This window comes from Mucilaginibacter antarcticus, assembly GCF_042686155.1.
In the GTDB taxonomy this organism is placed as follows: domain Bacteria; phylum Bacteroidota; class Bacteroidia; order Sphingobacteriales; family Sphingobacteriaceae; genus Mucilaginibacter; species Mucilaginibacter antarcticus.
This window is the reverse complement of sequence record NZ_JBHUON010000009.1, coordinates 93,483-107,633: the sequence shown is the minus strand read 5'-3', so window position 1 is coordinate 107,633 and position 14,151 is coordinate 93,483. Positions and strand designations below refer to the sequence as shown.

Annotated in this window: 9 protein-coding genes; all 9 read right to left on the bottom strand. The window is 38.6% G+C overall.

The features are described from left to right. Complete coding sequence (locus ACFSYC_RS09570) at positions 1-1,056, bottom strand: flavin reductase family protein (protein WP_377126314.1); 1,056 nt, start codon at positions 1,054-1,056, stop codon at positions 1-3. After that, entirely contained in the window at positions 1,031-2,110 is a 1,080-nt protein-coding gene (locus ACFSYC_RS09565) for a lipopolysaccharide biosynthesis protein (RefSeq protein ID WP_377126311.1), read from the bottom strand. The genes ACFSYC_RS09570 and ACFSYC_RS09565 overlap by 26 nt, the downstream gene beginning before the upstream one ends. Positions 2,111-2,117: 7 nt before the next feature. Further along, the gene (locus ACFSYC_RS09560; protein WP_377126308.1) at positions 2,118-4,610 is read right to left on the bottom strand and encodes an SLBB domain-containing protein; all 2,493 of its coding nucleotides are present in this window, start codon (positions 4,608-4,610) and stop codon (positions 2,118-2,120) included. A gap of 95 nt (positions 4,611-4,705) precedes the next feature. Beyond that, positions 4,706-6,037 carry a nucleotide sugar dehydrogenase gene (locus tag ACFSYC_RS09555; RefSeq protein WP_377126305.1) on the bottom strand — a complete coding sequence of 444 codons (1,332 nt, stop codon included), beginning with the start codon at positions 6,035-6,037 and terminating at the stop codon, positions 4,706-4,708. 3 nt (positions 6,038-6,040) lie between these two features. After that, positions 6,041-6,964 carry a GDP-L-fucose synthase gene (fcl, locus tag ACFSYC_RS09550; protein ID WP_377126302.1) on the bottom strand — a complete coding sequence of 308 codons (924 nt, stop codon included), beginning with the start codon at positions 6,962-6,964 and terminating at the stop codon, positions 6,041-6,043. 34 nt (positions 6,965-6,998) lie between these two features. Further along, entirely contained in the window at positions 6,999-8,393 is a 1,395-nt protein-coding gene (locus ACFSYC_RS09545) for an undecaprenyl-phosphate glucose phosphotransferase (RefSeq protein ID WP_377126299.1), read from the bottom strand. Between the two features lie 2 nt (positions 8,394-8,395). Next, on the bottom strand, positions 8,396-9,355 hold the full coding sequence (locus tag ACFSYC_RS09540; protein WP_377126297.1) for a bifunctional heptose 7-phosphate kinase/heptose 1-phosphate adenyltransferase: 960 nt from the start codon (positions 9,353-9,355) through the stop codon (positions 8,396-8,398). A 53-nt stretch (positions 9,356-9,408) separates the two neighbouring features. Continuing rightward, entirely contained in the window at positions 9,409-9,720 is a 312-nt protein-coding gene (locus tag ACFSYC_RS09535; protein WP_377126294.1) for a DUF3467 domain-containing protein, read from the bottom strand. Between the two features lie 63 nt (positions 9,721-9,783). Beyond that, positions 9,784-14,073 carry a DNA-directed RNA polymerase subunit beta' gene (rpoC, locus tag ACFSYC_RS09530; RefSeq protein WP_377126291.1) on the bottom strand — a complete coding sequence of 1,430 codons (4,290 nt, stop codon included), beginning with the start codon at positions 14,071-14,073 and terminating at the stop codon, positions 9,784-9,786. Positions 14,074-14,151: the final 78 nt, after the last annotated feature.

The window sequence follows — 14,151 nt, the reverse complement described above, 5'->3', positions numbered from 1 at the left end:
TTAAATTTTTATTTTTATATTTTTTGTCATTGGGTAACTGCAGCACAAAAGATATTCGTCACTTAAAAGCTCACTTCGGTGCTCAACCCCTATGGTTTTTAAATCCCCATGAAGCAGTTGGCCAATACATGAGCTACAATTACCCACCTGACATGAATAAGGAAGTTCAATATTGGCATCTAACGCCGCTTCTAAAATACTTTTACCTTTAGCAATTTCTATAGTGTATTCGGTTCCTTCGAAAATGATCGAAACGTCTTGAGTGATAATGTCTACAAAATCTTTAGGATCTTTAACCAATTCAAAATCTTCTGAAAATATAGCGCCGTCAGAAATTCCATGTTTGATTAACGTCGAGCTTACTGACTCTTTCAAACCAGCCGGCCCACATATGTAATGTACAGAATCATCAGTACTTGTCTTCCGAATAATTTCTTGGACTTTGTTACTACTTATTCTACCTTCAATTAAGTTTGGATACCTATCAGAAATAAAAGATTTGGTATGAAAATGGTAACAAGTAAATTTGCTTTTAAATTCTTCTTCAAAAGAATTTATTTGTTCCAAAAAAATTGTGGTTTCAAAATTTTTGTTTCCATAGATCAACGTCACATTTACGTCCTTTACAGTATATAACAAAAACTTTGCTATAGAAACTAAGGGGGTTACCCCGCTTCCGACACCCCACAGATAAACGTGTTTTACAGGCGTACTATCATTATAAACAAAATCGCCCATAGGTGGCATTGCAATAATGGTATCTCCTACTTTTACACTATCGTGGATATGATTTGATACAACGCCGTTTAATACTCGTTTTACTGTGATTTCTAACAGTTCATCAATTCCCGGCGCCGAAGAAAATGAATAAGGACGACAGTATCTGCGACCATTAATTTTAAAAATCAATGTTATGTATTGACCTGCCAGATATTTAATTTTTTTTAACGCAGGTTGTTTAAAACATAATGTAATGGAGTCATCCGTTTCACGCTTAATTTCTACTAATTTTAAAGAGCAGGTAACCATATTAAGACATAATTTTTCTGAAGACACCTCTTACTGTAAAAAAAGCAACTGCGATAAACGCAAAACCAAAAAAACCACCTAAAAATCCTTTGCTTTTTCCAAAGGAAATGGTTTCTAACGGAAAAAAGGGTGCGTCAACGATTTGTATAAGTGGCATTTCTCGTCTCATTGAAGCTTTAGCTATTTCTACGTTTTGATTTAACTGAGTAAGAATAGCGGCATTTGTCTGAGCATCTATTTGACGCTTTTGACTTGGAACTTTCAAAATCTGCAAATAGGGATTTGGATTTGGGTTGTTATCAGTAGATGCTGCGACATCAGTAATGGCTCCGTTTAGTTTAACGCGTACAGAATCTAACTGATGTTGCAAAATACTCAGATCCTGCATCGCCTTCTTTGTTTTGGTTTTTACATAAAAGTCGTTTACTGTATAAACAATTTTATCGTTAAAATGCTTAGAAAACATCTCATCGGGTGATTTAACGACAACCTTTAAAATGCTTTGACTTTTTTCAAGTTTTTCGATTACCAAAAAATTAGCCCTAATATCCCCTATAATTCCATTTAATACCGAATTTCGTAATCTGGTGGTATCGTCAATTGTTTGCTCGTTAAACTCCAAAAATCTAGCCTCAGATTTCTCTTCCTCCCAAAGTTCTTTTAACTTCTTTACTTTAATATATCTATTAATTAATAAATCAATTTTTCCGGCTATAGCTACCTTTTCATAAAGAGCAGTTTTAATCATCATTCTGGATTTATATAATTCCATTATATTTTCTCCTTGAAAAAGATTGCCACTTCCTCCAGTATTCATTCCGATGATTGATGCTAATCCAGAATACTGGCTTAATGACGAATTTCCATCCCCGTCATCCAACACAAAAGTAGCTGTTGCTACGTATAAAGGCTTTTTAAACCACGCGTAAGCTAACCCAATAGCCCCCCCAATACAACTTATTACCAATATTACTATCCATTTTGATAGAATAAAACGAAACCAACTTGCAAATTTCTGGATTATATCTTTGAGTGAAATATTATCAAAAGTGGTATCAACAGGTTTATTTACTTCTGCCATGAATTTTCTATCGTTTTAAACTTAAAATCCCCAAAATAATGGCGCCTAACGAGACAAAACCTGTGGTATATCCTAAAATTTCTTGTGTTATATTACCTTTTGGATCTTGTTTTTTAGGCACAAATATTTCACTGCCTGGTTTTACCTTGGGATGAAACCTGAAAAATAAAAATTTGGATGTGCTTTGGACCGTACCATTTGAGTGAACGATATAAGCGCCCCTTTTCAAGGCTTGTGCAGAAAAACCGCCAGCATTTAAAACGTATTCCTTAAAACTTTTACCATTACTATAAACAACGACACTCGGAAAGAGAACCTGACCATTGACCCGTACAGTTTGTTGGCTTTTGGGTACTCGTAACACGTCTCCATCTTCTAAAATAAGGTCTTCACCAACACCGGGTTGTTTTAATATTTCCTTCAAATTAATACCTACAAAATTGTTTCTTATTTGCGACTCCTGTTGTAGAGACGAATCGTTGTATGTCAATTGCAATCTCTTTAATCTATCAGAACGCTCTTGTAATAAACTATTAGTATCAATGCTACTTTTAGTTCTATCTACCCCTAACACAGCGGCATTATCACGTTTAAGATTACTACCGTCAACGTCGGCTGACGCGGTTAGCCCACCAGCTCTAGAAACTATATCTGATATTTTTTCATTCTTTTTCTGAATGGTATAATATCCCGGATAGATTACTTCTCCTTCAACCTTGACTATTTTTTGCTTTTCATATCCAGGCAAAGCATACACAGAAACAATGTCATATGGCATTAAAACGAAGTTTGACTCACCGTCTTTAAAATTTGAGCCAACGTTTAAGCTAAAAACCTCTGCTACCCTGCTATTGGATAATGACGGATCACTATCATTTACCCTCCTTGACACAGAAATCCTTTTGTTACTTGCGCCCTCAGTTAACCCTCCTGCGTTTACTATAAGGTCACCTACCTTCATATCGCTCGCATATATAAATTCTCCCGGGTTGCGAACTTCTCCTGAAATAGTAACCGTGTATTTATCCCGAAGGTCGAATATGGATACTATTGTTACAAGATCCTCTCTTTTTAGTATAATATCTGGACTTTTCTTTGCAATTATTTCTTTGATATCAAAAGACAACAACTCTGATGTATTGTCATTCTTAAAACGGCTGATGAAACCACGTGACGAAAAAACGTCCGGTTTAAGTCCGGCAGCTTTATTGATAAGGCCAGTAAGTGTTAACCCATTGTCAAGCTCAAATTGCCCGGGACGTACGACAGCACCATAAATACTTACTCGATTTTGGTAGCTGTTTAATATCCTGTCAATAAAGTATTTATCCCCTCTGAGAGGCACATAGTTACCGAAATCAGGCTTTTTTATATCGACAATCTTAAGATCCTGAGCGGTTAGCTGAGTAGCCTTAATAGTCGCGGTGTAAGCTTCATCAGAAAACCCCCCTGCAAATTTAATAACATCATTTAAGGTCTCGCCAGGCAACACTTCAAAAATTTGCTTCCTTTTAACCTCTCCATCAACAGAAACATGGACTTTATAGGTTGGAACTCGTACTATATCACCATCCTCTAATTTTATATTATCCTTTTGATCGGCTTGCAACAAAAAGTCATAAACATCTAACTTTCGCACTATCATATTGTTCCTAATAACCTCTATTTCTCTGAAGGATCCATTTATATTAGGACCACCAGATGCATAAAGTGCGTTAAACACGGTAGATAGAGAAGACAATGTATATGTTCCCGGTCTATTTACTTCACCAACAATAATAATTTTAATACTACGTATGTTGCCTAAACTCACTGATACATTTGTTCCGTTGCCAATAGCATATCTATTAGCTTTCAGTTTAGATTCAATAAGGGAGGTAGCTTGCTCTATGGTTTTACCTATAACATTTACTAACCCGATCCCCGGTATTTGAATATTTCCATCCGGACTTATATTTAATCGCCAGTCGACTTGAGAGTTACCGTAAACATTTATAATTAATTGATCGTCAGGCCCTAATCTGTAATTTCGTGGGGTTGGAATTCGTAAATTAGGTTCAAAAGTTAAGTTATTATTATTAAACAATTCATAACCAAATATATTCGAACCTATACCACCTTTACCACCGCCACCAGAGGAATTTTTATCGCCGTTTTCCGGATCATCTTGCTTTTCATTATCTCCTGCTATTTCGCGGCCATTTTTATCTTTCTTAATTGACTCAGTCTCTTTGTTACTTTGATTCTTTATAACATTCATTCGATCCTGCAGCTTATTGACTTCGTTTGGAGACATGCCTTTTTTTAAGGCCTGTTGCTTAACCTGCTCATCGGACATTCCTGACTCCCGGGCCTTTTGCGCCATTTCATGAAGTTGCCCGTCACTAACCTCTTCAGATTTTACCGTTACTGGTGGCGCGGTTTGGGCCATTGCCGAGGTTAATGATAAGCAAAAACATAAAGCAATAAATAGAAAAAAAGAGTTTTTTGTATAATTCATTCTTTTAAAAAGTGCTATAATTTAATAAATTATTGACAGCAATAAGTTTGCAAACTTAGCAATTTATAAATCTAATACCAGATAAATTGCTATTTTTATAATCGCCCATCAATTATTTTGGTATTTAATATTCCCTTAATATCGTATATTATCGATTGTTTATTTTTTTTAAGATCATCATAATTTAATGTTATAAATTCAGTATGTGATACGGCAAGTATAATTGCATCAAATTTTCCTTTTAGTAAAGAATAATCGCTTATCGTTTCAACATTGTAGTTTTCTGACACCTCCTTTGGGTTAGCCCATGGATCATAGATTTGACAATCCGCTTCAAATTCATGCAACACTTTAACTATGTCTATAACTCTGGTATTTCTTACATCAGGGCAATTTTCTTTAAAAGTAAATCCTAGTATTAAAACATTTGAGTTCTTAACCGGGATATCCCTCTTTACCATTAATTTGATCACCTCAAGGGCAACGTAGGTACCCATTCCATCATTTAACCGGCGCCCAGCCAAAATAATTTCTGGATGATACCCTACTTCTTGTGCTTTTTGGGCCAGATAATAGGGGTCAACACCGGTACAATGTCCGCCCACCAGGCCTGGTTTAAAGCTTAAAAAATTCCATTTAGTGCGCGCTGCTTCAAACACGGCATGACTGTCAATATCCAAAAGGTTGAATATTTTGGCTAGCTCATTTACAAAAGCAATATTGATATCCCGTTGCGAATTTTCAATAACCTTTGACGCCTCGGCGACTTTTATAGATGGTGCTTTATGGGTTCCGGCCTGAATGATCGACGCATACAGATTGTCAATAAACGTCGCAACCTCGGGAGTTGAGCCCGATGTTACCTTCAATATATTGGTGAGGGTATGTATTTTGTCCCCCGGATTAATTCGCTCCGGCGAATAGCCGACAAAAAAATCAACGTTATATACTAAGCCTGAGACCTCTTCGAGCACCGGAACACAAACTTCTTCGGTAGCGCCCGGATAAACTGTTGACTCATATATTACCACATCGTTTCTCTTCAACGTTGCGGCTATGGTTTCGCTGGCTTTTGTTAAGAGACTGAGGTCTGGATTATTATGCCTGTCGGTGGGTGTGGGAACAGATACAATGTAAATATTGCACATGCTGATATCCACAACCGCGGAAGTAAATGCTAACCCTGCGTTTGGCTGCTTTTTTTGAACTTCCGATAAAATATCCGATTCGATTTCAAGCGTATTATCGTGATTGTTTTTCAGCTCTGAAATTCTGCTTTGTTTAATGTCAAAGCCTTTAACATGATACTTTTTGGCAAATTCTACAGCTAGAGGCAAACCAACGTAACCTAAACCAATTATAGCTATAAGCTCTTTCGAGGGTTTGCTAAAGATTTGGTATGGTGGCTGCAATTTTAAATCAAGCATTATTTATTTTGTTAAAAAATCTTGATAGGCCAACTTGATTCCTTCAGGTAGGTTGATTGTATGTCTCCATCCTTTACTGTGCAGTTTACTTACGTCCATTAGCTTCCTTGGCGTACCATCTGGCTTGCTGATATCAAAGTTTATTTCGCCGGTATAACCAACAATATCCTTAACCAATAGCGCCAGATCTTTGATTGCAAGATCTTCGCCTGTACCAATATTTACCAATCCCGGTTCGTCATAATTTTGCATCAGATAAAAACACGCCGCCGCCAGATCGTCTGCAAATAAAAATTCACGTTTTGGAGTACCCGTACCCCAAATGGTCACATCCGGTACATTTTGAATTTTAGCCTCATGGAAACGCCTTATCAATGCCGGTAATACGTGTGAGTTTTGCGGGTGGTAATTATCATTATAGCCATACAGGTTGGTTGGCATTACTGAGATATAGTTACAACCGTATTGCGCCCGGTAAGCATCGCACATCTTAATGCCTGCAATCTTAGCTATGGCATAAGGCTCATTGGTTTCCTCAAGTAAGCCTGTTAATAAGTAATCTTCCTGAAGCGGCTGGGGGGCCATTTTAGGGTATATACAGCTTGAGCCTAAAAACATTAATTTGGTAACACCACTTAAATATGAAGAGTGAATAACGTTGTTTTGTATTTGGAGATTATCGTACAGAAACTCGGCGCGATAGGTATTGTTTGCTACAATGCCACCAACCTTTGCAGCTGCTAGAAATACATATGCCGGTTTTTCGGCGGCAAAAAAATCAGCTACCTGCTGCTGGTTACGCAAATCAAGCTCAGCCGAAGTTTTGGTAATAATATTGGTAAAACCTTCTTGCTCAAGCTTACGGTAAATGGCCGATCCAACCATTCCTCTGTGACCAGCGATATATATCTTAGCGTTAACGTCCATCGTATTATAATTATAGATATTATGTTATTAAATATTAAAAAGCATTCTCCTCACCTTTAACTACATTCCAAAATGTTAGGAATATGATTTTCAGATCGAGTAAAAACGACCAGTTTTCCAGATACCAAACATCAGCTTCGACGCGTTGCAACATATCCTCTGTTGTTTTTGTTTCGCCTCTAAAACCGCTTATTTGCGCCCAACCGGTTATACCCGGTTTTAAAAAGTGGCGTACCATAAATTGATCTATCAACTGCGAGTAACGTTCTGTATGGCTTACCATGTGCGGCCTTGGGCCTACTACAGACATGCTACCTATCAATACATTAAAAAACTGTGGAAATTCATCTAAACTGGTCTTGCGCATAAATGCACCTATTGGAGTTATCCGGTCATCTGTACGACTTGCCTGTCTTTGGTCCGCATCATTGTTTACACGCATGCTTCTAAATTTGAAACATTTAAACGGAATGTTGTCTTTACCAGAACGTACTTGCGTAAAAAACACTGGTCCCTTTGACTGGAGCTTAATGATAATCGCTAAAATGGGAAATAGCCAACTGATAACAAATACGATGACAAACAATGAAAACACGACATCAAACAGTCGCTTTATCGACCTATTTAACACACTCTCTAAAGGCTCGGGCCTAACAGATATAACGGGTATATGGTCATAATTTTGTACTTGCATCAATTTCTTCGACTTGATATATTCGGGCACAATTTTAAACCGTATTAAATGCTTGTCTGCTTCAAGCATCAAATCTTCAATTTGCTTCGACTCAGAAGTTGGCAAAGCGCAAAATATTTCATGCACGCTGTTTTCAAGCGTGTAAGTAATAACGTCAGAAACGCTGCCCAGATAAAGGCCTATCTCCGCCACGCGTGCAGCCTTGTCATCAAAGAAACCTAAAACCCGGTAGCCGCTATGCTTATGATTTTCAAAATATTGAAATATATCCATAGCTATCCGACCCGATCCAACAATTATTATTGTACGATCATTAATAATCATGCCCCTGTTATTTTTTCTGATAACCAGGAATATTACCTTCCATGCACCAACAAAAAAACCAAATAGAAAAACCGCGTAAAGCAAATAGAGCCTTGTTACCAGATAAGACTGAATGCCTATCACAATAATTACAAAGGATAACAGGAATATAAACAGTAAGTAGGCTTTTAAAAAATCCCGGTAAGTAAGTATCGAATCTTTGTTTAAAACTTGCTCGTAAAGTCCGGTAATATTAGTTGACAATAACCAGATCAAATTAAAAACCAGGATAACTAGCAGGTATTTATTATCAGCTAGCCATGTTTCGGGCCTATCGATAATCAGATAAGCTATAAACATGCTAACATTTAGCATGATGTAATCAATCAAAAGATTGATAGTACTGATAAAAGTAGCGTATCTGTTTACCACGGTTAGTTATTTAATTGATTAATCTCGTCTAACGTTGCTACGGCACTGCCAAATTTGGCTACAACAATGGCGGCAGCACTATTGGCAAAATCACAGGCCTCTGATATTTCAAAGCCACTAGCCAAAGCAAAACCAAGGGCTGCGATAACTGTATCGCCGGCACCGGTTACATCAAAAACGCTTAGTGCCTTAGTTGGTTTTTTGGTTAAGGTGTTATTATGATATATCGCTATGCCAGCTTCAGACAATGTTACTACAACTGTTTTACAAGCCGTATCATCAGCTATTTTTTTACATGCAGCCTCAAGGCTAATATCGTCAACAATATTTATACCTGATGCTAGCGAAGCTTCCTTTTTGTTAGGTTTAACCAACGTAACTCCTTTGTACTTTGTAAGACCCTTGTTTTTTGAATCAACTATAGTTATAATGTTATTAGTATTACACAATTTGATAATGTCTGCCACTAACTTATCACTTAAGGTGCCCTTGCAATAGTCTGATAAGATCACTACATCTAAGCCATTTAGCCTGGCTTTGAAGAAATCAAACAAATCGTTTGCTATGCTGTCGTTACAGTATATCTTGTCCTCCCGGTCTAGCCTTATTAGCTGATGATTGTTTACTACGACGCGTGTTTTTATAGTGGTCCGTCGACTATCATCTAACACCATATGATAAAAAGCTGGGGTGATTTTTTCAAGTTCTTCGTCAACAATTTTGCTGTTTTCATCATTGCCACTGATACTTATCAATGAGCCTTTGCAACCAAAGGCCTGCAAGTTTTTAAGTACATTACCGGCACCACCCAAACTATAAACATCTGCCACAACATCTACTACTTGTACCGGTGCTTCAGGCGATATTCGTTCGCATGATCCGTTTATATAATGATCAAGCATGATATCGCCTATCACACAAATGTTTACTTTTTTAGTGCTTGCAAACTTGAATAATGGCATATATGTTTTTGTGTCAGCAAATATCGTTATAAAGATTTAAAGAAGTAGCGCGATTATGCCTGCCCCATTGTACCGCCAAAGTTCATGGGAAAACCTGTTGGCTCCTGCCCAACTTTAATGCGGCCGTTTACAGCTTCGTACTTTTCGATATTGTCTTCAAGGGCAGTTAGTAAGCGCTTTGCATGTTCTGGCGTAATAATAATCCGCGATTTAACCTTGGCTTTGGGTGTGCCCGGCATTATGCGTATAAAATCAAATACAAATTCCTGATTTGAATGTGTGATGATGGCTAGGTTTGAATAAATTCCTTCAGCAACTTCTTCAGAAAGTTCAATATTCAACTGGTTTTCCTGTTGTTCTTCCATAGTGCTAAAATACAAAAGCCTTCCGTTTTTGCGGAAGGCTTTGTTATTAATTATTTTTTAAAATTAAGCGTCTACTTCTTCAGCTTTTGAAGCCATTAAGCGATCAAACTCTTCCTGAGAACCTACGCGGATATTTTCGTACTCGCGTAAACCTGTTCCTGACGGAATTAAGTGACCAACAATAACGTTTTCTTTTAAGCCAAGCATGTTATCGCGTTTACCTGCAATTGCAGCTTCGTTAAGTACTTTAGTTGTTTCCTGAAACGATGCCGCAGAAATAAACGATTTAGTACCTAATGATGCCCTGGTGATACCTTGCAAAATGGGGCTTGAGGTAGCAGCAATAGCATCGCGCACTTCAACCAGCTGTAAATCTTTACGTTTTAAAATTGAGTTTTCGTCACGCAATTTTCTCAGAGATATGATCTGACCTGCCTTCAGGTTGTCTGAATCGCCTGGTTCCATAACAACCTTTTTATCAAAGATGTCGTCGTTCTCTAGCATAAAGTCCCAGCTATCAACAGCTTCTCTTTCTAAGAAACGGGTATCGCCCGCGTCTTCGATTGCTACTTTCTGCATCATCTGGTGAACTATTACCTCAAAGTGCTTGTCATTGATCTTCACACCTTGTAAACGGTAAACCTCTTGTATACCGTTAACCAGGTACTCTTGCACCGCAGCCGGGCCTTTAATAGCCAAGATGTCAGCAGGAGATATTGAACCATCAGACAATGGCATACCAGCTTTTACAAAGTCATTATCCTGTACAAGGATGTGTTTTGAAAGCGGTACCAGGTACTTTTTAATCTGACCATCTTTTGATTCAATAGTCATCTCGCGGTTACCACGTTTAACACCACCTAAAGTTACCACACCATCAATCTCTGTTACTACAGCAGGGTTTGATGGGTTACGTGCCTCAAATAACTCAGTTACACGCGGTAAGCCACCGGTAATATCTCGCGTTTTACCAGTAGAACGTGGTATTTTAGCAATGATCTGTCCGGTTTGTAGTTTCTCGCCTTCGTCTACTGCAATGTGAGCACCTACCGGGATGTTATAACCTTTTATCAGGTTGCCTTTGTTGTCAGCTACCTGGATAGATGGGTTTTTAGTTTTATCTCTGGTATCGATAATTACTTTTTCACGGTGACCTGTCTGCTCGTCAGACTCTTCACGGAAAGTAATGCCTTCTAACACAGCCTCAAACTGAGCTACACCAGCAAACTCTGATATAATAACCGCGTTATATGGATCCCATGAACAAATACGATCGCCTTTTTTGATCTTAGTGTTATCTTGAACATATAAGTAAGAACCGTAAGGGATGTTGTTAGTAACAATAACCTTGTTGCTACCTTCTTCAACAATACGGAACTCGCCAGAACGACCTAATACAACGTCAACGGCACCATCTTCTGTGGTTTGATAAGTTACAGTACGAACGTTTTCAAACTCGATGATACCATCAAATTTAGCGTTCAATTGTGACTCGGCCGCAATGTTTGATGCAGTACCACCCACGTGGAATGTACGTAATGTTAACTGTGTACCCGGCTCACCGATTGACTGTGCAGCAATTACACCAACTGCCTCGCCTTTTTGCACGCGTTTACCGCTTGCCAGGTTACGGCCGTAACATAGTGCACAAACGCCACGCTTGCTTTCGCAAGTTAATACCGAACGTATTTCAATACCTTCTAAAGGCGAGTTTTCAATTGTTTTACCAATCTCTTCAGTAATGTCATTTCCTGCTGCTACTAACAACTCGTTAGTGATAGGGTCAAACACATCATGCAGCGAAGTACGACCTAAAATACGATCGTATAATGGCTCAACAACATCCTCGTTATCTTTTAATGCAGTTGTATAGATACCTCTTAGAGTACCGCAATCAACTGTACCAACAATCATATCCTGTGCAACGTCATGTAAACGACGGGTTAAGTAACCAGCATCAGCAGTTTTCAACGCCGTATCCGCCAAACCTTTACGTGCACCGTGAGTAGATATAAAGTACTCTAATACTGACAAACCTTCTTTAAAGTTTGAAAGAATCGGGTTCTCAATAATCTCGCCACCTGAACCTGATTTTTGAGGCTTAGCCATCAGACCACGCATACCTGCAAGCTGACGGATCTGCTCTTTAGAACCACGCGCACCAGAGTCAAGCATCATGTATACAGAGTTGAAACCCTGGTTGTCGTTACTCAGGATGTCCATCACATTCGCGGTTAAGCGGTTGTTAATACGAGTCCAGATATCGATGATTTGATTGTAACGCTCGTTGTTGGTAATGAAACCCATGTTATAGTTACCCATAACCTCTTCTACTTGTTTAGAAGCAGTTGCAATCAGGGTTACTTTTTCAGCAGGGATATTGATATCCTTAAGGTTAAATGATAAACCACCCTGGAATGCCATACGGAAACCTAACTCCTTAATATCATCAAGGAATGCGGCAGCGCGGGCCATACCGGTAATTTTTACTACCTCGCCAATAATGTCACGTAGTGATTTTTTGGTTAATAGCTCATTGATGTAACCAACTTCAACCGGTACATGCTCATTGAACAATACACGGCCTACAGTAGTATCAATAATTTTATTAACTATAATTCCATCATTCTCTTTAATGTTGGTTTTAACTTTAATAAACGCGTGTAAATCAATTTTACGTTCGTTGTAAGCGATGATTACTTCTTCTGATGAATAGAAAATTAAGCCTTCGCCTTTAACAACACGGTCTGCATCAGTTTTGCGGCCTTTAGTAATGTAGTAAAGACCCAAAACCATATCCTGTGATGGTACCGTAATTGGGGTACCGTTAGCAGGGTTTAAGATGTTGTGCGATGCAAGCATCAATACTTGCGCTTCTAATATTGCTGCGTTACCTAGTGGTACGTGTACTGCCATCTGGTCACCGTCAAAATCCGCGTTAAAGGCGGTACAAGTTAACGGGTGCAATTGAATAGCTTTACCTTCAACCAATTTAGGCTGGAACGATTGGATACCTAATCTGTGTAGCGTAGGCGCACGGTTTAATAACACCGGGTGACCTTTTAACACATTCTCCAGGATATCCCAAACCAGTGGGTCTTTACGGTCAACGATCTTTTTAGCAGATTTTACCGTTTTAACCACACCACGTTCAATCATTTTGCGAATGATAAATGGTTTAAACAGCTCGGCAGCCATATCTTTAGGTAAACCGCATTCGTGTAGTTTCAAGTTTGGACCTACAACAATTACAGAACGTGCCGAATAATCCACACGTTTACCTAATAAGTTTTGACGGAAACGGCCTTGTTTACCTTTCAGGATATCTGAAAGTGATTTTAAAGCACGGTTACCTTCAGTTTTTACCGCGTTAACTTTACGTGAGTTATCAAATAACGAATCTACAGCTTCCTGTAACATACGTTTTTCGTTACGTAAAATTACCTCTGGTGCTTTAATCTCTATCAAACGTTTTAAACGGTTGTTACGGATAATTACACGACGGTAAAGGTCATTTAAGTCAGACGTTGCGAAACGGCCACCCTCAAGAGGTACTAACGGACGCAACTCTGGCGGTATAACCGGAACGATCTTAACGATCATCCACTCCGGGTTGTTTTCTATACGTGTTTTAGCGCCACGGAAAGCCTCAACAACTTGAAGACGTTTTAACGCTTCGTTTTTACGTTGTTGTGAAGTTTCTGTAGCTGCCTGGTGGCGCAAGCTAAACGAAAGCGCGTCCAAATCAATACGTTTCAACAACTCTTCCAAAGCCTCTGCACCCATTTTGGCTACAAATTTCTGTGGATCTTTATCGTCAAGGTATTGGTTTTCTTTTGGCAGAGTATCTAATATATCCAGGTATTCTTCCTCTGTCAGGAAATCCATTTTATTGATTCCGTCAGACTCTTTAATACCGGCTTGTATAACCACATATCTTTCATAATATATGATCAGATCAAGACGCTTTGTTGGCAGGCCCAATAAGTAACCAATTTTGTTTGGTAACGAACGGAAATACCAAATGTGTGCAACAGGTACCACCAAATTGATGTGGCCCATACGCTCACGACGCACTTTCTTCTCGGTTACCTCAACGCCGCAACGGTCGCACACGATACCTTTGTAACGGATACGTTTGTATTTACCGCAATGGCACTCGTAATCTTTAACCGGACCAAAAATACGCTCGCAAAACAAACCATCACGCTCAGGCTTGTAAGTCCTGTAGTTAATGGTTTCGGGTTTTAAAACTTCACCACTTGAGCGCTCCAAAATCGCCTCGGGCGAAGCTAAGCTGATGGTGATAGTAGTAAAATTACTTTTGATTTTATTATCCTTTTTGTAAGACATAGTCTCCTTTGTTTTAATTCTTGAATAATTGAATTATTGAATGATTGAACTCATTTTATTGAAGGGATTGAACTAATT

What these genes read in the sequence shown, in the direction of transcription:
- ACFSYC_RS09565 (WP_377126311.1), bottom strand. Translation starts at nt 2,110, where the DNA reads ATGGCAGAAGTAAATAAACCTGTTGATACCACTTTTGATAATATTTCA.
- ACFSYC_RS09560 (WP_377126308.1), bottom strand. Translation starts at nt 4,610, where the DNA reads ATGAATTATACAAAAAACTCTTTTTTTCTATTTATTGCTTTATGTTTT.
- ACFSYC_RS09555 (WP_377126305.1), bottom strand. Translation starts at nt 6,037, where the DNA reads ATGCTTGATTTAAAATTGCAGCCACCATACCAAATCTTTAGCAAACCC.
- fcl (WP_377126302.1), bottom strand. Translation starts at nt 6,964, where the DNA reads ATGGACGTTAACGCTAAGATATATATCGCTGGTCACAGAGGAATGGTT.
- ACFSYC_RS09540 (WP_377126297.1), bottom strand. Translation starts at nt 9,355, where the DNA reads ATGCCATTATTCAAGTTTGCAAGCACTAAAAAAGTAAACATTTGTGTG.
- ACFSYC_RS09535 (WP_377126294.1), bottom strand. Translation starts at nt 9,720, where the DNA reads ATGGAAGAACAACAGGAAAACCAGTTGAATATTGAACTTTCTGAAGAA.
- rpoC (WP_377126291.1), bottom strand. Translation starts at nt 14,073, where the DNA reads ATGTCTTACAAAAAGGATAATAAAATCAAAAGTAATTTTACTACTATC.